The sequence below is a fragment of the Alteromonas sp. MB-3u-76 genome (assembly GCF_002831605.1).
Taxonomy (GTDB): domain Bacteria; phylum Pseudomonadota; class Gammaproteobacteria; order Enterobacterales; family Alteromonadaceae; genus Alteromonas; species Alteromonas hispanica.
Genome location: NZ_CP025115.1, coordinates 3,957,598 through 3,979,661, shown reverse-complemented (window position 1 = coordinate 3,979,661; position 22,064 = coordinate 3,957,598). Strand labels below are relative to the sequence as shown.

At 44.2% G+C, this 22,064-nt stretch carries 17 protein-coding genes and 1 pseudogene; 10 read left to right on the top strand and 8 right to left on the bottom strand.

The features are described 5' to 3' along the window. The first annotated feature begins 12 nt into the window (after positions 1-12). Together fusA and tuf are read left to right on the top strand one after the other, a co-directional pair. Positions 13-2,115, top strand: coding sequence for an elongation factor G (gene fusA / locus CW735_RS17730; protein WP_100973044.1), 2,103 nt, complete (start codon positions 13-15; stop codon positions 2,113-2,115). Between the two features lie 63 nt (positions 2,116-2,178). Next, entirely contained in the window at positions 2,179-3,363 is a 1,185-nt protein-coding gene (gene tuf, locus CW735_RS17725) for an elongation factor Tu (RefSeq protein ID WP_083595409.1), read from the top strand. A 779-nt stretch (positions 3,364-4,142) separates the two neighbouring features. Here tuf and CW735_RS17715 read toward each other — a convergent pair. Next, complete coding sequence (locus CW735_RS17715) at positions 4,143-5,075, bottom strand: TraB/GumN family protein (RefSeq protein ID WP_100973043.1); 933 nt, start codon at positions 5,073-5,075, stop codon at positions 4,143-4,145. Between the two features lie 252 nt (positions 5,076-5,327). Here CW735_RS17715 and CW735_RS17710 point away from each other — a divergent pair, with 252 nt between their 5' ends. Beyond that, a complete protein-coding gene (locus CW735_RS17710; protein WP_100973042.1) occupies positions 5,328-6,320 on the top strand; it encodes an alpha/beta hydrolase fold domain-containing protein in 993 nt (330 codons plus the stop codon). Positions 6,321-6,394: 74 nt separating this feature from the next. Here CW735_RS17710 and CW735_RS17705 read toward each other — a convergent pair whose 3' ends face one another. Further along, positions 6,395-6,913, bottom strand: coding sequence for a hypothetical protein (locus CW735_RS17705; RefSeq protein WP_071980807.1), 519 nt, complete (start codon positions 6,911-6,913; stop codon positions 6,395-6,397). 307 nt (positions 6,914-7,220) lie between these two features. Between CW735_RS17705 and CW735_RS17700 the strand changes: the two genes are divergently transcribed. The 3 genes and pseudogenes from CW735_RS17700 to CW735_RS17690 all read left to right on the top strand — a co-directional run bounded on the left by CW735_RS17700 (position 7,221) and on the right by CW735_RS17690 (position 11,580). After that, a complete protein-coding gene (locus CW735_RS17700; RefSeq protein WP_100973041.1) occupies positions 7,221-8,888 on the top strand; it encodes a carbon starvation CstA family protein in 1,668 nt (555 codons plus the stop codon). A 266-nt stretch (positions 8,889-9,154) separates the two neighbouring features. Then, positions 9,155-10,385 (top strand): annotated as a pseudogene (locus CW735_RS17695) (SO_0444 family Cu/Zn efflux transporter). 112 nt (positions 10,386-10,497) lie between these two features. Beyond that, the gene (locus CW735_RS17690; protein WP_071980805.1) at positions 10,498-11,580 is read left to right on the top strand and encodes a CNNM domain-containing protein; all 1,083 of its coding nucleotides are present in this window, start codon (positions 10,498-10,500) and stop codon (positions 11,578-11,580) included. Between the two features lie 16 nt (positions 11,581-11,596). On the opposite strand, the gene CW735_RS17685 is transcribed toward CW735_RS17690, so the two are convergent. The 5 genes from CW735_RS17685 to CW735_RS19655 form a co-directional block, all read right to left on the bottom strand. Next, positions 11,597-12,277 (bottom strand): Fe2+-dependent dioxygenase, encoded by a 681-nt coding sequence (locus CW735_RS17685; protein ID WP_100973040.1) that lies wholly within the window; start codon positions 12,275-12,277, stop codon positions 11,597-11,599. A gap of 23 nt (positions 12,278-12,300) precedes the next feature. Beyond that, entirely contained in the window at positions 12,301-14,289 is a 1,989-nt protein-coding gene (locus CW735_RS17680; RefSeq protein ID WP_232368319.1) for a TonB-dependent receptor, read from the bottom strand. Between the two features lie 7 nt (positions 14,290-14,296). Next, positions 14,297-15,058 (bottom strand): IS5 family transposase, encoded by a 762-nt coding sequence (locus CW735_RS17675; protein WP_100970740.1) that lies wholly within the window; start codon positions 15,056-15,058, stop codon positions 14,297-14,299. Positions 15,059-15,182: 124 nt separating this feature from the next. Continuing rightward, positions 15,183-15,944, bottom strand: a complete 762-nt coding sequence (locus CW735_RS17670; RefSeq protein WP_100970740.1) for an IS5 family transposase — start codon at positions 15,942-15,944, stop codon at positions 15,183-15,185. 69 nt (positions 15,945-16,013) lie between these two features. Beyond that, positions 16,014-16,406: a TonB-dependent receptor plug domain-containing protein gene (locus CW735_RS19655; RefSeq protein ID WP_157812722.1), complete on the bottom strand. Its 393-nt coding sequence runs from the start codon at positions 16,404-16,406 to the stop codon at positions 16,014-16,016. A 364-nt stretch (positions 16,407-16,770) separates the two neighbouring features. Here CW735_RS19655 and CW735_RS17665 point away from each other — a divergent pair, with 364 nt between their 5' ends. From CW735_RS17665 to trmB, 3 genes are read left to right on the top strand one after another with little or no spacing between them, the layout of a single operon-like run. After that, positions 16,771-17,703, top strand: coding sequence for an ABC transporter ATP-binding protein (locus CW735_RS17665; protein WP_100973039.1), 933 nt, complete (start codon positions 16,771-16,773; stop codon positions 17,701-17,703). A gap of 4 nt (positions 17,704-17,707) precedes the next feature. After that, positions 17,708-18,523, top strand: coding sequence for an ABC transporter permease (locus tag CW735_RS17660; RefSeq protein WP_198033575.1), 816 nt, complete (start codon positions 17,708-17,710; stop codon positions 18,521-18,523). After that, on the top strand, positions 18,523-19,191 hold the full coding sequence (gene trmB / locus CW735_RS17655) for a tRNA (guanine(46)-N(7))-methyltransferase TrmB (protein WP_071980801.1): 669 nt from the start codon (positions 18,523-18,525) through the stop codon (positions 19,189-19,191). The genes CW735_RS17660 and trmB overlap by 1 nt, the downstream gene beginning before the upstream one ends. A 48-nt stretch (positions 19,192-19,239) precedes the next feature. Here trmB and CW735_RS17650 read toward each other — a convergent pair whose 3' ends face one another. Continuing rightward, a complete protein-coding gene (locus CW735_RS17650; protein WP_100973038.1) occupies positions 19,240-19,968 on the bottom strand; it encodes an EAL domain-containing protein in 729 nt (242 codons plus the stop codon). Positions 19,969-20,418: 450 nt separating this feature from the next. Between CW735_RS17650 and panP the strand changes: the two genes are divergently transcribed. Further along, positions 20,419-22,056, top strand: a complete 1,638-nt coding sequence (gene panP / locus CW735_RS17645) for a pyridoxal-dependent aspartate 1-decarboxylase PanP (protein WP_071980799.1) — start codon at positions 20,419-20,421, stop codon at positions 22,054-22,056. Positions 22,057-22,064: the final 8 nt, after the last annotated feature.

Below are 22,064 nucleotides of genomic sequence, written 5' to 3'. Positions count from 1 at the left end.
TGAGAGAGATTTATGCCTCGTAAGACCTCGATTGAGCGTTATCGCAATATTGGTATTGTGGCTCACGTGGACGCGGGTAAAACCACGACCACAGAGCGTGTCTTGTTTTATACAGGACTGTCTCACAAAATCGGTGAAGTGCACGATGGTGCTGCTACCATGGACTGGATGGAACAAGAGCAGGAGCGTGGTATTACTATCACGTCTGCTGCAACTACCTGTTTCTGGTCTGGTATGGAGCAACAGTTTGATCAACATAGAATAAATATCATCGACACGCCAGGACACGTAGATTTCACTATTGAGGTGGAACGTTCATTACGTGTTCTTGACGGAGCGGTAGTTGTATTCTGTGGGTCTTCTGGGGTAGAACCTCAATCAGAAACAGTCTGGCGACAGGCTGACAAATATGCAGTGCCACGCCTTGTATTCGTTAACAAAATGGATCGGGCTGGTGCTGACTTTGAACGTGTTGTGGGTCAAATTCGCAAACGTTTAGGCGCTAACTGTGTTCCGATTCAAATCAACATGGGCGCTGAAGAAGAATTTCATGGTGTCATCGATTTAATTAAGATGAAATCAGTCAATTGGAATGAAGAAGACATGGGTATGACATTTACCTATGAAGACATTCCAGCTGAATATTTAGAGAAAGCCGAGCAATATCGCACTGAAATGGTAGAAGCAGCCGCTGAAGCCTCAGAAGCGTTAATGGATAAGTATTTAGAAGGCGAAGAGCTAACTGAAGACGAAATCAGACTTGGACTTCGCACTCGTACGCTGAACAACGAAATTGTTCTTGCCACTTGTGGCAGTGCCTTCAAAAACAAAGGTGTTCAGGCAGTACTCGACGCAGTTGTTCATTTTTTGCCGTCGCCAAACGAGGTAAAAGCGATAACCGGTATTCTCGACGACAAAGACGAAACAGAAGCAGAACGTCATCCTACGGACGAAGAGCCGTTTTCTGCACTGGCGTTTAAAATAGCGACCGACCCGTTTGTTGGTACTCTGACGTTTTTCCGCTGTTACTCTGGTGTAGTGAATACAGGTGATACTGTATATAACCCTGTGAAAGGCAAGCGCGAGCGATTTGGTCGTATCGTGCAAATGCACGCGAAAGACAGAGAAGAAATTAAAGAGGTACGCGCGGGTGATATTGCAGCTGCAATAGGCCTTAAAGATGTCACTACTGGTGATACGCTGTGCGATCCGAATAACATCATTACGCTAGAGCGTATGGAATTTCCTGATCCGGTAATTTCAATTGCGGTAGAGCCGAAGTCACAAGCTGACCAAGAAAAAATGGGTATAGCGCTAAGTAAGCTTGCTGCAGAAGACCCGTCTTTCAAAGTAAAAACTGATGATGAGACGGGGCAAACGATCATTTCTGGTATGGGTGAATTACACCTAGATATCATCATTGATCGTATGAAGCGGGAATTTAAGGTTGAATGTAACGTAGGTAACCCTCAGGTTGCTTACCGTGAGACCCTTCGCAAAGCTGTTGAGGTGGAAGGGAAGTTCGTTCGTCAGTCTGGCGGCCGTGGTCAGTTTGGTCACGTATGGCTGCGCATAGAACCTCAGGAAGAGGACTTTGGCTACGAATTTGTGAACGAGATCGTCGGTGGTACTGTACCAAAAGAGTTCATTCCAGCGGTCGATAAAGGAATTCAGGAGCAGATGCGAAGTGGTGTTCTTGCAGGGTATCCGGTACTCGATGTAAAGGTTACTTTGTTTGATGGTTCTTACCACGATGTTGACTCTTCTGAAATGGCGTTTAAGATCGCCGGCTCAATGGGTTTCAAAAAAGGCGCCGCAGAAGCAAATCCGGTGTTGCTTGAACCCACTATGAAAGTTGAAGTGACTACTCCAGAAGACTGGATGGGTGATGTTGTTGGTGACTTAAATCGTCGCCGCGGCATGATCGAAGGTATGGAAGATGGCGTAGCAGGTGTTAAAATGATACGTGCTAAAGTGCCTCTTTCAGAAATGTTTGGGTATGCGACAGACTTGCGTTCACAAACGCAGGGTCGTGCTTCATACTCAATGGAGTTCTTCAATTATTCTGAGGCGCCTAACAATGTGGCGCGGGCTATTATTGAATCTAGAATCTAATCTAAATGAAGGTTCGGTCCGGTCTATTTGTGGGTCGGACTTTTAACTTAGGAAACGAGAAAAATGGCAAAAGAAAAGTTTGAACGTACGAAACCCCATGTAAACGTGGGTACAATCGGCCACGTTGACCACGGTAAAACCACGCTAACTGCAGCTATCACTACTGTTCTTTCAAAGACATACGGTGGTTCAGCTCAAGCATTCGATCAAATCGATAACGCGCCTGAAGAAAAAGCACGTGGTATCACTATCTCTACGTCACACGTAGAATACGATACTCCATCACGTCACTACGCGCACGTTGACTGCCCAGGACACGCTGATTACGTTAAAAACATGATCACTGGTGCTGCTCAGATGGACGGTGCAATCCTAGTAGTTGCTGCGACAGATGGCCCTATGCCTCAAACTCGTGAGCACATCCTACTTGGTCGTCAGGTTGGTATTCCTCACATCATCGTGTTCATGAACAAATGTGACATGGTTGATGACGAAGAGCTTCTTGAGCTAGTAGAAATGGAAGTTCGTGAACTTCTTAGCGAATATGAATTCCCAGGCGATGACCTTCCAGTTATCCAAGGTTCTGCACTAAAAGCGCTTGAAGGCGACGCAGAATGGGAAAAGAAAATCATCGAACTAGGTGAAGCTCTTGATTCATACATCCCAGAGCCAGAGCGTGCAATCGATAAGCCGTTCATTCTTCCAATCGAAGACGTATTCTCAATCTCAGGTCGTGGTACTGTTGTAACAGGCCGTGTTGAGCAAGGTATCGTTAAAGTAGGTGAAGAAGTAGAAATCGTTGGTATCAAAGATACAACTAAGACGACTTGTACTGGTGTTGAAATGTTCCGTAAGCTTCTAGACGAAGGTCGTGCTGGTGAGAACGTTGGTGTACTACTACGTGGTACTAAGCGTGATGACGTAGAGCGTGGACAAGTACTAGCGAAGCCTGGTTCAATCAACCCACACACTAAGTTCGAAGCAGAAGTATACGTATTGTCTAAAGACGAAGGTGGCCGTCATACTCCATTCTTCAAAGGCTATCGTCCACAGTTCTACTTCCGTACAACTGACGTAACTGGTGCTGTAGAGCTTCCAGAAGGCGTAGAAATGGTAATGCCTGGTGACAACCTTAAATTCAAAGTAGAGCTAATTGCTCCGATTGCGATGGACGAAGGTCTACGTTTCGCAATCCGTGAAGGTGGTCGTACAGTAGGTGCTGGTGTTGTAGCGAAGATCCTAGACTAATCTAGACTTTGCAAACACTGCACAAAAAAGCGCACTTAGGTGCGCTTTTTTTATGCTTTCTGAAAAGTCATGAAATCAATATGCCGTTTCAAACACGCGGTGAACCCATCCTTGGGCTCTCTGCCACAGCATCCATGCTGTGGAAGGTTTGAAACGGCATATTGATTTCATTCCCTTAGCACAAGGAATAAGCTTGCGGGAGAGGAGAAGACACGCCGTAAAGCCACCCCTGCTTTTATGTGAGAGCTTCGACACCGCATCCCTGCGGTGTAGGGTTTCAGAGGGCATACACTCAATCCCTTCGAGGCATAATAAAAGCTTTGGAGAAAGGAAGAAACCCGCGGTGAACTCATCCCTGGGCGCTCTGCCACAGCATCCATGCTGTGGAAGGTTTGAAACGGCATATTGATTTCATTCCCTTAGCACAAGGAATAAGCTTGCGGGAGAGGAGAAGACACGCCGTGATCCCGTCCCTTCTTTTTTATTATCGGCTTCACAGCTGCATCCATGCAGCTGAGAGTTCTAGATTGCACAAGCGCTCCCCTTTTGGCACCTATGAAGCCAATAAAGAGGAAGACGCTCGCCGTAAAGACATCCCCGCTTTTATGTGCAAGCTCCGACACCGCACCCCTGCGGTGTAGGGTTTCAGAGGGCGTACACTCACTCCCTTCTTGAGGCATAATAATGAGCTTGCGGGAGGGGAGGGAACACGCTGTTTCCTCGCCTCTTCTTTTATATTAGCGGGTTCCCAGCAGCGGCCCTGTTGAAGTGGGTTTTAACTAAAGCTGTTTAACAGAGTAGCCCTTTTGTTCGAGCAGTTTAAGAACGTTGTCTTCGCCAACGAGATGGCCTGCACCTACTAGTACAAACTCTTTGTCATCATCACCAAACATGGCTTCTATTTGAGGTATCCAGCTTATATTGCGCTTGGTAAATACATCGTCGTACGATTCTGGCGCTTCTTGTTTGAAGGTTTGAATAACCAGTTTGTTCAGGGCCTCTGTATCACCTGCACGCCACGCTTTTATCGTTTGTTCAAGTTCGCTTTTAAGATCGGGTAAAGTGGCCAGGGTTTCCGATATGAACTGTTCTTCTTCGCCTTCACCTAAACCTGCAAGCATGGAAATTTGAAAGTCTAACGACTCCAAATACTCTCTATCTTTGTTATCACGTTTTGCTAATTGAGTGAAATAAGCATCTACACCTTCGCCGGCCATTTGCGCTCGCTGGGCTTCCATTGTGACTAACATAGTAGTGACAAAACCCGGTTTGAAACTGGCTAATTGGTTTGCACTGCTGCCAAATGCAGAAAGGTATTGGTCTAGCGCAGTAAATGTTTCTTCACTCAAGGTGTCTTTTAGAGTTTGTCCGTTTTGATAAGATAAACCCATCATCATTTTTTGCTGCGCTGTAATATCGGTTGGTTCTGGTAGCTCCGCCTCTAAAACAATGGTGTCGCTTTGTTGGTAGATATCAGTAAACTGTCTGGGGAGGGGAAACTCGCTAACAGGAAGTATATGTATAGTTCCGCCAATATAAACGGTGTCGCCGTCTTTACTGACTTTCCAAATAGATGTTTCGCTTTCAGCTGTCATTGAGTTATCGCCAGCTTTTGCAGCGGTTGCTGATACTGCCGAGAACGAAAGGCTAAAGGTAGATAATAGCGTAAATCCTAGTCCAATGATGAGTTGGCGACGAGAACGTGTTTTCATTGCAATTTCCTTATTGGTCGCTACTGATATCAGAGGGTTACAAATACAAGGCGACGATGATTAATTGTTATTTCTGGTGATTGTGCGTAGTTATACCCCAACTACCAAGTAATTGACACTGTACTAAGCTCCACAAGATGCACCGTAAAATGTATCGTTATACGTACCTAACTGCATGTCACAAATAAATTAGCGACAAAAAAGTGCGATAAAAGCAAAGTACATCCAATTTAACAAAGGTGTTAAGCGACAATGTCTAAAGAAACAAACTCTAAGCCATTTTCACAACGTCGTTATGCTTCTATACCGAATGCTATAAGCAGTGAAATGCAATTGGTGATGGAGCAGTTTCCATCCTTATCGTTAGACACTGTGAAATCTGATGTGCCGGCTAACATTGAGGCGTGGAGAGACCGCATACATGCGGTAAACTCGCGGCAAAAAAAGAAAGTAAAAGCCATGCGAAAGCAGTTTAATGTATCTGTAGAGTTATTGAGTATTGTCGGGGTAACAGTACGTAAAATCACACCTGAAATAATAAATGAGCGTTTTCAAAATAAGGTTTATATCGATTTGCACGGCGGTGCGTATGTGTTTTTCTCAGGTCTTGTGAGTATTGAAGAAGGCATTTTGATAGCGGATAGACTGGGTATTGTGGTGTATAGCGTGGATTATCGTATGCCGCCTTCGTCACCTTTTCCTGCAGCACTGAATGATGCATGTGCAGTTTATGACGAATTACGTAACGAGTACGGAAGCAATCGTATATTTATTGGGGGAACGTCAGCGGGCGGCGGTTTAACTCTCGCGTTGTTGCAACAGTTAAAACAGCAAGACAAATCTTTACCCGTAGGCGTCTATTTGGGAACGCCCTGGGCCGATTTGTCTAACACTAGCGACTCCCTGCTTATCAATGAAGAAGCAGATAGAGTACTGGTTTCCTATGAGGGGAGTTTATCTGCCGCAGCGCAGTTATACGCAGGGTCACATTCACTCACCCACCCGAGCGTTTCTCCGCTGTATGGCAACTTTGATGGTCTACCACCAACCATATTAGTGTCAGGTACTCGGGATCTTTTTTTAAGCGATACGGTGAGGGTAAATAGAAAATTGCGAGAGCATGCTATTACTACCCAGTTAGAGGTTTTTGAAGGTATGTCTCACGCCATGTATCTTATAGGGCACAACACACCTGAGTCGCTTGCTGTGTATGCTGAGATAAAGCAGTTTTTCCTCAAGATATAAACAGGAAAAAGGGCGCAAAAGCGCCCTTCACAAACTGTAAGTTATGCTGTTAGTCTGACGGCTAACTCCAACAGCTAAGATCCGAACATAACGGTTAACACAGCCACCGCAGCGCCTATCCCCGCAATCTTAAGACCATTTTTGTACATAGGTAACTTGGGCATAAACATAAGAAATGCAGAAATAACAAAAAACAGTAGGCTCACACCAAACGCAATGTTTAGGTAAAAGAGCGGACTGTTATTCGTCGCCTTATGAAGTTTTACCATTTTGGCTAATACAACAGGGTAATCCTTGCGGGTTAACGTAGCCGTTCCTGTTGTCTTATCATACTCACCCATATTGAGCGTAATGCTGTCGCTATCTTCACTTACAACTTTCAGCCCGCGAATTTTAATAGCCGAAGTAATACTGTTGGCTGAAAGGTTAGTATCGAGCTGCCTTATTTGCACTTGGTCATATTTAAGGAAATCTGTGGGACGAAATATTAATAAGACGCCGCTCAATGCATAAATTGCCATAATTCCAGATAAGAAAAAGCCAAGCCAGCGATGGTACTTGCGAAATGCCATATGTAATTTGGGTGATGCCATTGTACTTTCGATAATTGTGATAGTTAAAGATGACCGCATTTATAAACGAGAATCGATATCATTTAAAGAAGAAAACTGTCAATTGCGTGTAAAGCGGGGTATTGAGTGATTTATCACCCAAGTTGTTTTGTAAATGTTAATTTTTTATTGGTATGACGTGTAGAAATAGACTTAACTATGGTTAGACTTTGGTCTAATATTGCCCCGCTTTATGCAGAATAAATGTTGTAATTGTGCAGGTTAGTTTTTGCAGACAATTAGAATCAGGCTTTCGCAGCTTACTTAATAAAGACAGTGGAATAACTATATGCAGTCTATTGCTATCGTAATACTTGGAATTATCGGCATGCTTTTTGGCTGGTTTGTGTATTCAAAATTTATCGCAAACCGCATTTTTAAATTGGATGATAATTTTGTTACCCCAGCCCACACGGAGCAGGATGGCAAAGACTTCGTGCCGACTAATAAAGTCGTGCTTTGGGGGCATCACTTTACGTCAGTTGCTGGGGCAGCTCCCATTGTAGGGCCTGCTATCGCAGTCTATTGGGGTTGGGTGCCCGCTGTACTTTGGGTGGTATTTGGTACTATTTTATTCGCTGGTGTGCACGACATGGGCGCATTATGGGCGAGTGCCCGACATAAGGGCAAATCAATGGGCGCATTGTCAGAAAGCGTTATTGGCAAGCGCTCCCGAGCGCTCTTTATGATAGTCATTTTCCTTGTTCTGTTAATGGTAAATGCGGTATTCGGGGTAGTGATAGCCAATTCTTTTGTATCTCAACCTACCGCGGTGTTCCCCGCATGGATGGCTATTGCGGTGGCATTGATTATTGGCCAACTGTTAAAACGAAACTTCTCTCTAATTCCTTTGTGTTTGGTAGGCATTGTAGTGCTTTATGCGTCTGTCTATGCAGGCAGCTATATTCCAATTAGTCTTCCAGAGACAATGTTTGGTCTAGCCGATAAGGCCAATTGGATCATCATCTTATTTGTTTATGCTGCTATAGCTTCTTTGCTACCAGTTTGGATGTTGCTTCAGCCGCGAGATTTTATTAATGGTATGCAATTGTTAGTGGGCTTATTTTTGCTCTACGGCGCAGTGTTCTTCGCCATGCCAGATATCACAGCGCCGGCCTTCAACATGCAAACTGCGGTAGATACCCCCAGCATTATTCCACTTCTGTTTGTTACTATTGCCTGCGGCGCGGTATCAGGTTTCCATGGCATAGTGGCCTCAGGTACTAGCTCTAAACAACTCGACAAAGAAACTGATGCTCGTTTTGTTGGCTACTTAGGCGCAATCGGTGAAGGCTCCCTTGCACTTATTACTATTGTGGCGGTAAGCGGCGTGGCCTTTGCTGCGTCACCTGAAGAGTGGCATGAGGTTTACAGCCATCTGGGCGCTGGTAGCGTAGGTGCATTCATAACTGGGGGAGCTAATTTAATACAACAAGGATGGGGGCTGCCTGTCGACTTCTCCTCAACCATTTTAGCTGTCATGGTGGTGTTATTTGCGGGCACAACTATGGATTCTGGCGTACGTCTTCAGCGCTATATTATCCAAGAATGGGGTGATATATACTCAATCGATGCGCTTAAAAATGGTTTGGTTGCCACCTTGCTTGCCGTTGGCTGCTGCTTGCTTCTTGCTTTTGGTGCAGGTGGTGCATCCGGTAGTGGCGGTATGATCATTTGGCCGCTGTTTGGGTCTACTAATCAAATACTGGCTAGCCTTACTTTATTGGTGATTTCGGTCATGCTTATCAAACTCGGTAGGCCTGCAAAGTACACGCTCATTCCAATGGTATTTGTATTAGTTATGGCGTTCTTTGCCGGCCTAATAAAACTGAAAGAATACTATCTGGCTGAGAACTACCTATTGGTTTTCCTCGATGCTGTTGTGCTAATAGTATCGGTGCTAGTTATGCTTGAAGCGTTCTCTGTGGTTTCTAAATTAAACAAAGACAGAGCATAAGGTAATTGCAAAAGGCCTACAGGTGCTGCACATAACGCAGGCTTGTTAAGGCCTTTTTGCTATCTACGTTTCTTAAAGTTTCTTACAAATGCTGCAGTTCGGCTACTTTATGTGCTATTTGGCGTTGCACGTTTTCTGAATGCCTTGGTTTCTGGTAGTATTATCAAATAAGAATTGACTGGGTGTGTGTATAAGGTAAATGCCTAAAGCTATTAGCGACAAGCCATCTATGTCAATTCACAAGTAATCAGTTACCCAGAGGAAGCATGTCAGACATTATTCTACTCGCCGAAAACTTTTTAGCATTATTTATAGAGCCAGCTCCATGGTTATTGCTAGGGTTAGTCGTGGCCGGCGTAATGCATGAGTTGGTTCCGGTGTCTTTTCTTGAACGTCACATGGGTAGTAATTCTTTAAGTTCAATTAGTAAGGCTGCCGTTATTGGCGCGCCATTACCATTGTGTTCCTGCGGTGTTATTCCAGCTGCACTAGGGTTAAGACGTAGCGGCGCTTCAAAGCCATCCACTATCTCTTTTTTAGTATCAACGCCAGAAACAGGTGTTGACAGTGTATCGGTATCTTACGCTCTGCTAGGACCACTGTTCGCCATCATTCGACCTATTGCTGCTGTAATTAGTGCTATCTATGCGGGTTTAATGGTTAAGCTATTTGATACAAACGATGTAACACGCGGCAAGCAGCACCTCTCATTCTCACACAGTTGCTGATGCCTGTTGTGACACTAAGCCATCTAGCGTTTCTATATCATGTTGCGGCAGTGAGTCTAAGCCAGTTAAAACTTCTTCTTGCTGCAGTAGTTCAGATGTTAGTTCGGATATTAGCTCCGATAGTATTTCTGAGGGGGCCAGTGGCGCCGATAATTCATCGTCTCAAAATTCAGGTTTTACAAATTCAAGAATAGCCCGTGTGGCAGGCTACGCCAGTGGCAAATTACTTGAAGATATAGTGGTGTGGTTATTGATTGGTTTAGCGCTTGCCGCAGCAATTAAAACGTGGGTGCCCACCGACTTTTTAACACAGTGGGGTGACGGCTTCGTTGCCATGCTTGTTATGGCGTTTATCGGCATTCCAATGTATATCTGTGCTACAGCATCAACACCGCTGGCAGTAGGCTTTTTGGCTGCTGGGTTATCGCCTGGCGCTATTTTAGTGTTTTTAATGGCAGGGCCAGCAACCAATGTATCCACTATGGGTATGATAAAGCAAGAAATGGGTTTGCGTACTCTTTGCCTGTACCTGTTCAGTGTTGTTAGCGCCAGTGTAGGCTTTGGTTATCTCCTCAACTATCTTGTTTCAGCAATGTCTTTACAAAGCCTCATTCAAACGCAAAGTGCGCTGCATGAGCATGGAAATGGTGTTCAGGCTGCCTACGCAATCAGTGCAATTGTGCTCGCTGCGTTAATGATTCGTATTGGAATAAACAAAGTGTTGCAATATCGACATGCTCACACTACCCCATCATCATGCTGTCATTAGTTACAAATAATCTATAAGTGCGCTTGTAACGCGCACTGTGTCCCTCATAATATAAAACTGCGAGATAAGAATAATAAATCGCAGTATTCTCTAATCCCTATGGAAACCATACATGTTTTTACTTGTTGTGTACGTGTTTATTGCACTTGGCTTTTCGTTTCTGTGTTCAATTGCAGAAGCGGTTATTTTAAGTGTCTCGTCGGCCTATATCTCAGTATTAGAGAAAGAGGAACGGCCTAGCGGAAAATTACTTCGCAAGCAAACTGATAATATCAATACGCCTTTATCGGCTATTCTTACGCTGAACACTATCGCTCACACTATGGGCGCTGCTGGTGCTGGTGCTCAAGCCGCATCTGTCTTTGGCGAAGCCTATCTAGGTGTCATTTCTGCTGTGTTAACCCTGCTTATTCTTGTGTTCTCCGAAATCATTCCAAAAACTGTGGGTGCTACCTATTGGCGTGCCCTCGCTCCAGCAACGGCCTACTTTTTAAAATATCTGGCAATTGCGTTGATGCCGTTTGTGAAAATGTCGGAGTTGCTTACACGAGGCTTCAAAGAAGACAGCCCGTTAAGAGGATTAAGTCGCAGTGAACTGCATGCAATGGCCGAACTTTCAGGCCAGGAAGGGCAGCTTGCTAATCATGAAGCTTCATTTCTACAAAGCTTATTAAGCTTACACGAGCTTCGTGTTAAAGACGCTATCACTCATAGAACTGCACTTTTCTCGGTGTCTGAATCAATGACAGTAGAAGCTTTTTTTCATAAGCACTCTAATATCGAATTCTCGCGTATTCCTGTGTATGAAGATAACGATTCTGAAAACATTACCGGTTATGTAATGCGTTCAGATTTGTTAGTTGCGCAAGCCCGCGGTAATACAGATAAACCACTCTCAGAGTATGCCAAAAACCTCGTTACTATTTTGAATATTATGCCGCTCTCGGTGACGTTTGAGCATTTTATAGATAAACATGTTCACATGCTGTTGGTCGTTGACGAATATGGTGGTCTAGAGGGAGTCATAACGCTTGAAGATCTCTTAGAGCGACTGCTCGGCGTTGACATTGTTGATGAGAAAGACACCACAGTGAGTATGCGACGTTTGGCGAAAATGATGACGCGCCGAAAAGAAAATATGATGATTAAAAATGTGCCAGATGCCTCCCTTGAAAAGCAGAATAGTAAGCGCTAGGTGTCAGGCCGTATGTCTATACGGCTGCAAACTGTCTAATTAAATTATGATAAACATGGTGAAGCTGATCAAGCTGCTCCCTATTGGCACTCTCGGTGGCAATGAGAGATTGTATTGCTTGGTCTAATTCAAAAAGCGTTTGGCGAATTTGTGGGTCGCTTATCATACTTTGTATCCAAGTGATCGCGGCAACACGCTCGCCTTTGGTAACAGGGGTAACCTTGTGCAGGCTAGAAGATGGATACAAAACAGCGCTCCCTGCATCGCATTTTATATGTTGTTCTCCAAACCCGGTTTGGATAACCAACTCTCCTCCATCGTAGGTATCTGCATCACTTAAAAATATTGTCATAGACATATCGCTTCGCAGCACATCAGGTGTATTAGGAATACGCATGATGGCGGCATCAACGTGATACCCGTAATTCTGTGACTCACTGTAACGATTAAAGCAGGGAGGGAATATTCGTTGAGGTAATGCTGCAGAAACCACTTTAGAATGGTTTCCTAACTTAGCAAGTAACAAGTTAGCTAGATGCTGCGTACGCTCATGTTGTGCGTCGGCCTGACCGTTATTTTTAACCCCTGCTGCCATGCCCATAGCCGTCTCTTTTCCATCGTTAAATGGAATTGACGCTAAAGCTGAGCGAAACTGTTTTACTTCATCAGAAGTGAGTAGGTTATCAATAACGATCATAGCTCGACACGTTCCTTGTTTAATTAAAATTGATAGTTGACGGTAGCGGCAACATTGCGGCCATCACCAAGATACATAAATGATCCAGAGCGATAAGCTGCTGTCCAATATTCCTCGTCAAGCGCATTGCCGACATTCAACCGAAAGGTGGTTGATTCTGAATAATAGTAGTTCGCAAACAAGTTGATAACTTGATAGCTCGGCACACGGATAGAATATTCGCCTGCATCAGCGTTAAAGCTTGCGGCTGTATCTGGTTGACCGCCGTACATTTCAGACTGATAGCTGTAATCACCGCCAAATGCAAACTTCTCATTGGGCTGGTAACGCATTTGAACGTAAGCACTTTTATCTGCAAAGTTGCTTAACGCAAGACCTACATTGTCTGCATCAAATGAAGCGAGAACTTCTGAGTCCATTATTGCTGCTGAAGCTTGTATGCTTAGCTTATCAGTAATATCGCCACTGAGCCCAAACTCTACCCCTTCAACTCTATTCTCACCAGTATTTAATGATCCCAGTGTTGAATAAGCATCGCCAACGCTTTCGTGTACATCGGTTTTAGTAATGCGGAAAACAGCCGCGTTTGCACTTAGCTTCTCGTCAAACAACAACCATTTTATCCCCAGCTCAATATTCTCAACTTGCTCTGGATCTGCTTGTGCAGCTTGTTCTGGTGTTCCGCAAAGCCCACCGTAGCCACAGTTTGCACCTAAATCTGACTCACCGCCGTTTATATTAGTTGCAGTACTGTAAGAGGCATAAACATTACCATTTTCTGAAACTTCATATACCAGCCCAAAGTGGCCATTATAAAGCTCGTCTGAAAACTCAAATATCTCGGTAGACGTCTGGTTTGTATAGTCGTAACTATCTAAGCGAACGCCGAAGAAAACGTTAAGCGCATCGGTTAGCTCAAAGGTATCCATGGCGTAAAGGGAATAGGTTTCAATATCAAAAAGAGCATCCGCTTCGCCACGCGTGATTTCCTTACCCATTATACTATTAATGTCATCGGCTAAGTTGCCATTGGCATCGGTAATACAAAAGCTGTTAGACACACCGCGTCGTCCATCAGTTAAGCAATTAGTGTCGTTAGCATAGTCAACGTCAAAAACACCATTGTCTACTGATTCATCAGTATACTCAAAACCGAGTACAAAACGGTGTTCTGTGCCAGCCAATGAGGTGTCCCAAAATAAGTTGAATTGCGTGGTGACATAATCAACATCTTGCCAACCCTGGTGATTACTTAAGGTGAGTGTGGATTCGCCTGGCGCAGTTGGGTCTGTATCAGCACGAGTAGCGCCACTTAATCCTGTAGTAATGTATTCATTCTTTGTTTTACCAAAGCGGGTGGCGTTGTAAAAACGAACGTTATCGCTGATATCGTATTCGGTGCGCAGAGTGAATGTTTTTACTTCAGAATTCATGAAGTCTTCGTCTTGTGCATACACCGGAATATCTGTAAGTGGCTCTCCCGCATCTCTATCGAAATAGCTGCCTAAGTCAGGCTTATCTTCAGCGTTTAAATAGTAAACATCACCGGTAAACGACAAGCTATCGGTAGGCTGATTAACATAAGAAAGCTGTACGCCGTCTCTGTTGCGTTCAATGCCCTCGCGACCCGGCATATCTTCTGAAGAGGTTAGGGCGTTTAGTCGAATGGCGCTATCTTCAGTCAGTGTTTTGTTTAAATCGGTGGTTAAGCGAACATGCTCATCGGTACCAATAGCTGCATCGACACGGCCAAAATTATAGCTGGTAGACGCTTTTTTAGTAATTGAGTTAACCGCACCGCCAGATGAACCGCGGCCTGCAAAGGTCGAGCTTGGACCCTTTGTTATTTCAACACGCTCAGTGGCAAAGCTTTCGCGAGTTGTCATGCCGGGATCGCGCAGTCCATCAACAAATACATCGCTTCGCGCTTCATGACCCCGAATAATATAACGATCGCCAAAGGCGTTACCATTTTCGCCAGTACCTAGGGTCTGTTGATCTTTGCTGTACATATTTCACTCAGCAGTACATGGGTAGCCACATCATTGAAAATGCCAGTGATACCATGCTGGCATAATTCCTTGCTAATTTTTCATACCTCGTTGATATTGAACGATAATGCTTTATTCGAGCAAAGGCGTTTTCAACAAGGTGACGATATTTATAGAGACACCAATCAACGCTGTCTTTATCTATATCCTGACCATAGTTTCGTTTGGGTATGACTGAAGCACCACCTTTAGCTTCAATATATTTCCTCAAAGTATCACTATCGTACCCTTTGTCGCCGACGAAAATGTTAACTTCTCTTAAGTGATCAACTAGACTTTGAGCGCGAGCGATATCATTTCTCTGGCCTTCTGACAGTTCAAAATATATGGGGAGCCCGCCACTATCCACGGCTAGATGAATTTTTGTTGAGTTACCACCTCGGCTCTTTCCAATGCATTCATTATCAGTAGTAGCAGCTCCGGTACTATGCTGATGAGCTTTAATAATTGAACCGTCAGCAAAGACCCAATCGTAATCAGCTAGTTTAGCTAACTCATTGAATAACATATTCAATAAACCTTTCTTTGACCATAAATTGAATCGGCGATAAACGGCGCTCCATCTGCCAAATTCTGCCGGTAAATCACGCCAAGGAATACCGGTTCTCAGCCGGAATAATATCCCTTCAAACGTCATTCTATGTTCTGGTTTGTTGTAAATGCGGCCAGTGCTCTTCATTACTTGAAGTAGCTTTTGCCACCGCTTATCAGTTAGCATTAGTCTTGGCATTGTAGTGAGTTGTTCTTTTACTTTTGGCGAAGCAAATTATAACTCTTTACCATGCTGTTCAAAAACTAATCACGAAAGATCAACACGCCTTAGGGTCTGTTGATCTTTGCTGTACATATTTCACTCAGCAGTACATGGGTAGCCACATCATTGAAAATGCCAGTGATACCATGCTGGCATAATTCCTTGCTAATTTTTCATACCTCGTTGATATTGAACGATAATGCTTTATTCGAGCAAAGGCGTTTTCAACAAGGTGACGATATTTATAGAGACACCAATCAACGCTGTCTTTATCTATATCCTGACCATAGTTTCGTTTGGGTATGACTGAAGCACCACCTTTAGCTTCAATATATTTCCTCAAAGTATCACTATCGTACCCTTTGTCGCCGACGAAAATGTTAACTTCTCTTAAGTGATCAACTAGACTTTGAGCGCGAGCGATATCATTTCTCTGGCCTTCTGACAGTTCAAAATATATGGGGAGCCCGCCACTATCCACGGCTAGATGAATTTTTGTTGAGTTACCACCTCGGCTCTTTCCAATGCATTCATTATCAGTAGTAGCAGCTCCGGTACTATGCTGATGAGCTTTAATAATTGAACCGTCAGCAAAGACCCAATCGTAATCAGCTAGTTTAGCTAACTCATTGAATAACATATTCAATAAACCTTTCTTTGACCATAAATTGAATCGGCGATAAACGGCGCTCCATCTGCCAAATTCTGCCGGTAAATCACGCCAAGGAATACCGGTTCTCAGCCGGAATAATATCCCTTCAAACGTCATTCTATGTTCTGGTTTGTTGTAAATGCGGCCAGTGCTCTTCATTACTTGAAGTAGCTTTTGCCACCGCTTATCAGTTAGCATTAGTCTTGGCATGGTAGTGAGTTGTTCTTTTACTTTTGGCGAAGCAAATTATAACTCTTTACCATGCTGTTCAAAAACTAATCACGAAAGATCAACACGCCTTAGCGTTACGCCAGCCTGAGCTGAGAGAATATCTTTCAGGTCAGTTTTACCACTTTCCTGAATTTGGTCTTGAGTAAGCACACTAATAGTTTGCGGAGTATCTACAAGGTCAGCAAGACGTCGAGGATCGCCAGATTTGGCGTAACGATAAATAGACTGTTGAACACCGTGAATACGAATAAGCTCAATGGCTTTATCGTCGGTCGTTTTGCAATCCTTATTATTGGTACTCTCGCATTGGTTTGTGCTTTGTTGGGTACCTTTCGAATCTCGTACTGGGGTTTCAACCTGAGCAAGTGTAGCAGTAGAGCCAAAGGTTAAAGCGGCAGCAATTGTTTGCGCACCCATCATGAGTGTTGTTGTGTGTTTCATTTTGCATCCCTGTGTGTGTGAGGAGGGCGGATTATAGGGAAGGAAAGATTATATGTAAATATTAATGCGAATAGTTATCATTTATATAGCTAATAGCTTATATGTTTTACCTCTGTTCAGTCAGGTGAGGTTTTCAGTAAATAAACGTAAAAAAACAAAGCTAAGTCGCGCACAGGTTAAAGTTTTACCGTGGATTGCGGTACACTAGAGGCCAATGTCAAAATATGTAAATGACACAAAAACAAATATAAGAATCAAAACAAGTAAAAGTGCAGATTTATGCAAACAAGCAAAATGCACTAACCGCATGTAACTCAATCTCACCTTTGCAGATTAGCTGTAACACTCACAACATGGGTATTTCATGAAAGCGTTGGACATAAAAGGATTAACAAAAACCTATAAAGGTGGCGTAAAAGCACTTAAAGGGGTAGATCTCAGTGTACAAGAAGGCGACTTTTTTGCGCTACTAGGGCCTAATGGGGCGGGTAAATCCACCACCATTGGTATTATCAGCTCGCTAGTTAATCAAACGGAAGGCTCTGTGTCGGTATTTGGTTATGACCTTACCACTCAAAAAGAGCAAGCGAAGGCGTGCATAGGCCTGGTGCCACAAGAGTTCAACTTCAATCAATTTGAAACCGTGCTCCAAATTGTGCTCAACCAAGCAGGCTACTACGGTGTACCGCGGGGTATTGCAAAAGAGCGGGCTGAAAAATACCTTTCGCAGCTAGATTTGTGGGAAAAGAGAGACGCTCGCGCAAGAGAACTCTCTGGCGGTATGAAGCGCAGACTGATGATAGCAAGAGCGTTAATGCACGAACCCAAATTGTTGATTCTCGACGAACCAACCGCCGGCGTAGATATAGAAATTCGTCGCGCAATGTGGGTATTTTTAGAAGAGATAAACCGTCAGGGAATTACCATAATTCTCACCACGCACTATCTTGAAGAAGCTGAGATGCTGTGCCGCAACATTGCCATCATCAATAAAGGCACTATTGTTGAGAACACCAGCATGAAGTCACTGCTGTCTAAACTCAATGTTGAAACCTTTGTACTTGATGTGAAGCTGCAAGAGCAGAGCAACATGGACGCCCTTAATCTGCATAGCGTCGACTATCGCTGGATAGATAGTCATACCTTAGAGGTAGACGTAGAGAAAGCCGAAGGGCTCAACCCTGTGTTTGCTCAGTTAAGCGAGCAGGGTATTCAAGTCATGAGTATGCGTAATAAATCCAACCGTTTAGAGGAATTGTTTGTTCGTTTGGTAGAGTCAGCGAAGCAGGCGGAGTGAAGTAATGAGTGATGAAACTACACATATGAATGAAGAGAAAAAAATCAGCTGGGTAAAACAGAATTACGTAGCATTAACTACCATCTGGATTAAAGAATGTACCCGCTTTTTAAGAATTTGGGTTCAAACACTCGTACCGCCAGCAATTACCATGAGCCTCTACTTTGTTATTTTCGGCAGCCTTATTGGAAATCGCATCGGCCAAATGGGCGGATTTAGCTACATGGAATTTATTGTTCCTGGGCTAATAATGATGTCGGTTATTACGAGTTCTTACTCAAACGTGTCGTCGTCCTTTTTTAGCGCTAAATTTCAGCGCAATATTGAAGAGTTGCTGGTATCGCCGGTTCCTACCTCGGTAATCATACTCGGTTATGTTGGCGGCGGAGTGGCTCGCGCTATCCTCATTGGTATTATGGTAACCATGGTGTCGCTGTTCTTCGTTGACGTTCAAATTTACAGCTTGGGCATTATTGCTCTTACCGTATTACTTACCTCGACACTCTTTGCGACAGCTGGCCTTATCAACGCCGTGTTTGCGAAAACCTTTGATGATATAAGTGTGGTGCCCACTTTCGTGCTTACCCCGTTAACTTACTTGGGCGGTGTATTTTATTCCCTTTCTTTGTTGCCAGAGTTTTGGCAAATAGTGAGTAAGGCTAACCCGGTTGTATACATGGTGAATGGCTTCCGGTATGGCTTCTTGGGTGTTTCAGATGTGAATATTACGCTGGCGCTGGGTTTGCTGGTGGGCTTTAATGTGCTGTTATTTAGCATTGCTTATTACTTACTTAAAACGGGGAAAGGAATTCGCAGTTAATGTCAGACGGTAACTCACGGTCTATCACGACAAATCAAGTAGGCATTCACGACAAGTTAGACGAGCTTGTTGTGAAATATCAGGCATCGACTAATAAGAGACCTATTGGAGAGCACACTAAGCACGCTTTTAGCGAGGTTTGTGAGTGGCTTGACGGTTTCGCTGGACCCATTATTCTTGACTCTTGCTGCGGAGTAGGTGAAAGCACAGCCAATATTGCAAAAGCTAACCCAGAAGCCCGGGTAATTGGTATTGATAAGTCAGCGCAGCGGGTGGAGAAGCACAGCCATTATTCCGTTGAGCAAGAAAACTACCGCGTAATCCGTGCAGATGTTATCGATTTTTGGCGCTTAGTTCGAAGTTCTAATTGGCAGGTGGTAAAGCACTACTTACTGTATCCCAATCCATACCCCAAAAAAACGCAAATACAAAAGCGCTGGCACGGCAGTGCAGCCATGGTGGATTTCATGGCAATAACCACCAATATTGAAGTGCGCAGTAACTGGCTTATTTACTTGATGGAATTTGCTCAAGCGGCTGCCCACTATGGCTGCCTTTCAGATCTCGCGGAAATAAAAAGCAGTCATGCAATGACACCTTTTGAGCGTAAATACACTGGCAGTGGACAAACTTGCTGGAAGCTTAATTGTCGAAGCGAAGAGAGTTAAGCTCCATTTTTTCATTGTTCGCCATCTTAAGCGCGAAGGGTTAACTGCTCAATGCTGGTACGCATTGGCCACGTGTGCAACTGGCGGGCTAAATACATAACCTTGAGCATATTTAATGGGTAAACGCTTTACGTCGTTAAGCAGTTCCTCGTTTTCAATATGCTCAGCAATCACCGCAATGCCTTGATGTTCACACAGCATAAGCAGATGGTCGACGTATTCCCTTACTGCGTCTTGCTGTTGATAGTGCTTAATTAGCCCGCCAGCAATTTTAATCCCTCTCACAGGAAGGTTCATCAGCGCTTTAATATTGCCAGGGCAGGAGCCAACATTATCAATAAACACCCCTAGGCCGCTATGCATACCTTTGTCAATAAAGGCTCTCAGTTGCTTCGGATTGTCCAAAGCAGTCGATGCGCTTACTTCGATACTTGCTCGTCTTGGGTTGGGATAATCTGCAAGTTCAGCAATAAGAGAGTGAATGAGGGATTCATTATGGAGATCTTGAGCAGAGATATTAATGTTCCACGGAATGTTGAGATCGTGAAAGTAACTCGCGCTTTGCAAGAACATGCTCGCCGCCAGTGTTTTAACGTGCTGCTCTCGCTCTATTAAATATAAAAATTCGCTGGGCAAAAATGTTTTGTCGTTGTGAGTAATTAATCGGGCCAAACACTCGTAACGCCACACGCCTTGACTGTTCAGGTCGACAATAGGCTGAAAATACGGAACGATGTCGTCAATCGAAAAATCTTCTGATATTTCACGTATTGGCATAAACAAGTTACCCCGTTTTTACGTATTTATTCATAATTAAAATATAGCAGTAAATCTGACATGTGCCGTGCTTTTGCCAGTAGCAGCGTGCGGCATCGCCAAAAGTACAATTAAATGCTGCTGGTAACCACTTGGCGAAAATTGTAATCTGATGTAAAGTGCGTTCCCCTAAAAGTCATGTGACCGCGGCATGAAAGTGAAATGAAAACTTTCAGGGCGGGTAACCAATGGGTTTAGTTAAAGCGTATTTGCTGCCTTAAAGTAGCCTGCGAAAAAACTTAAAGTAGCCTGCGAAAAAAGTAGTGCAGAACTACCTTAAAAGAAGATTAGAGTGGGGTTGGTCTGGCATAACACCGCCTACTATGTTCGTTGAGAGTCAGTTTTGTTGAAGATGAAATGGGTTCCCAGCGAATTAACCTTATATATGTTTGTTGAGAGAGGGTGTGTTTAGTGGGTGAAGCGCAAGTAAGTTTAGAGCACCTGTTTAGGGTCTTTACCAAGCCTGAACACAAAGACTCAAAGCTAGCTCAGATTGAGCAGCATTTATCAGACAATATTCTAGATTTTCTGTCTCAACACGTTGTGACGAAAAAAACGTCGTTGGAAGAAGTTGAAAAAGACTTCTCAAATTCCAAGGTGCCAGAATCACCGGAATTCGTATCAACCCATGCTGAAAGCTTACTTGATAAGCTGGTGGCTCATTCTGTAAATACTTATTCCCCTACCTTCATTGGGCACATGACATCTGCTTTGCCCTATTTTCACCTGCCACTTTCTAAACTTATGGTGGGGTTGAACCAAAACCTAGTAAAAATAGAAACATCAAAAGCCTTTACGCCTCTTGAGCGCCAGGTAATAGGCATGATGCACAATTTGGTGTACGACCAACCTGAGAGCTTCTATGACGAGCATCTTCACAGCGCGGCACATTCGTTAGGTGCGTTCTGTTCTGGTGGCACCATCGCCAACATTACAGCGTTATGGGTGGCGAGGAATAAGTTATTAGGGCCACAGAAAGGTTTTGCCGGCGTAGCTAGGGCTGGGTTAGCAGCTGCATACCGTTTTCACAACATCAATAATGTGGGCATTATGTGTAGTAAGCGCGGCCATTATTCTTTGTCCAAAGCCGTTGATGTGCTGGGCATTGGGCGCGAACAGTTACTCACATTACCTGCGCCGAATCAAACCTTAGACCCTGAAAAAGCGCTGCGTGCCGGCAAGCGCTATCAGGAAGAGGGCAATAAGCTGCTCGCTATCGTAGGCGTGGGCGGTACTACTGAGACTGGCCATGTCGACCCGCTGAACGAACTTGCCGATGTAGCAAAAGAATTGGGCTGTTGGTTCCATGTCGATGCTGCATGGGGAGGAGCAACTTTGTTCTCTTCTCGCTATCGCGATCGTCTCAAGGGTATTGAGCGCGCAGACTCGGTAACTATAGATGCACACAAACAAATGTATGTGCCTATGGGCGCAGGTATGGCGCTATTTAAAGACCCCGAAAATGCCAACACCGTAAGGCACCACGCGCAATATATATTGCGTGAAGGCTCGAAAGATCTCGGTGCAACTACCCTTGAGGGGTCGCGTAACGGTATGGCTATGATGGTTTACTCGGCGCTGCATATCTTTGGTCGCAAGGGCTACGAGTTGCTCATTGACAGCAGTATCGACAAAGCGCACGACTTTTCGGCCATGATCAATAAGGCGCAAGACTTTGAATTAACCACCACCCCTACGCTTTCTTTGCTCACCTATCGCGTTTGCCCCGCTGAAATTCAACAAATTTTAAAAACTGCATCGCCTAGCATGCAAAAAGCTATTAATGAGAAAATTGATGCTTTGGTGGTTGCGGTACAAAAACAACAGCGAGAGGCGGGTAAGTCGTTTGTTTCTCGAACGCGGCTAGAAGCGCCAGATTATCCGTCGCAATGTATAACCGTATTCAGAGTTGTGCTGGCGAACCCACTCACAAGCCACAACGACCTTGCGGCGATCCTAGCCGAGCAGCATATCATTGCGAAGAAAACGAAAGCATGGCGCTCGCTTATAGACTTTGTAAACAGCAACGACATGCAGAGTATTGCGTAAATGCACAG

Coding starts and splice junctions, on each gene's coding strand:
- CW735_RS17690 (WP_071980805.1), top strand. CDS start 10,498: ATGTTTTTACTTGTTGTGTACGTGTTTATTGCACTTGGCTTTTCGTTT.
- CW735_RS17685 (WP_100973040.1), bottom strand. CDS start 12,277: ATGATCGTTATTGATAACCTACTCACTTCTGATGAAGTAAAACAGTTT.
- CW735_RS17715 (WP_100973043.1), bottom strand. CDS start 5,075: ATGAAAACACGTTCTCGTCGCCAACTCATCATTGGACTAGGATTTACG.
- CW735_RS19655 (WP_157812722.1), bottom strand. CDS start 16,406: ATGAAACACACAACAACACTCATGATGGGTGCGCAAACAATTGCTGCC.
- CW735_RS17680 (WP_232368319.1), bottom strand. CDS start 14,289: ATGTACAGCAAAGATCAACAGACCCTAGGTACTGGCGAAAATGGTAAC.
- CW735_RS17710 (WP_100973042.1), top strand. CDS start 5,328: ATGTCTAAAGAAACAAACTCTAAGCCATTTTCACAACGTCGTTATGCT.
- CW735_RS17660 (WP_198033575.1), top strand. CDS start 17,708: ATGAGTGATGAAACTACACATATGAATGAAGAGAAAAAAATCAGCTGG.
- tuf (WP_083595409.1), top strand. CDS start 2,179: ATGGCAAAAGAAAAGTTTGAACGTACGAAACCCCATGTAAACGTGGGT.
- CW735_RS17670 (WP_100970740.1), bottom strand. CDS start 15,944: ATGCCAAGACTAATGCTAACTGATAAGCGGTGGCAAAAGCTACTTCAA.
- CW735_RS17650 (WP_100973038.1), bottom strand. CDS start 19,968: ATGCCAATACGTGAAATATCAGAAGATTTTTCGATTGACGACATCGTT.
- CW735_RS17665 (WP_100973039.1), top strand. CDS start 16,771: ATGAAAGCGTTGGACATAAAAGGATTAACAAAAACCTATAAAGGTGGC.
- fusA (WP_100973044.1), top strand. CDS start 13: ATGCCTCGTAAGACCTCGATTGAGCGTTATCGCAATATTGGTATTGTG.
- CW735_RS17700 (WP_100973041.1), top strand. CDS start 7,221: ATGCAGTCTATTGCTATCGTAATACTTGGAATTATCGGCATGCTTTTT.
- trmB (WP_071980801.1), top strand. CDS start 18,523: ATGTCAGACGGTAACTCACGGTCTATCACGACAAATCAAGTAGGCATT.
- CW735_RS17675 (WP_100970740.1), bottom strand. CDS start 15,058: ATGCCAAGACTAATGCTAACTGATAAGCGGTGGCAAAAGCTACTTCAA.
- CW735_RS17705 (WP_071980807.1), bottom strand. CDS start 6,913: ATGGCATCACCCAAATTACATATGGCATTTCGCAAGTACCATCGCTGG.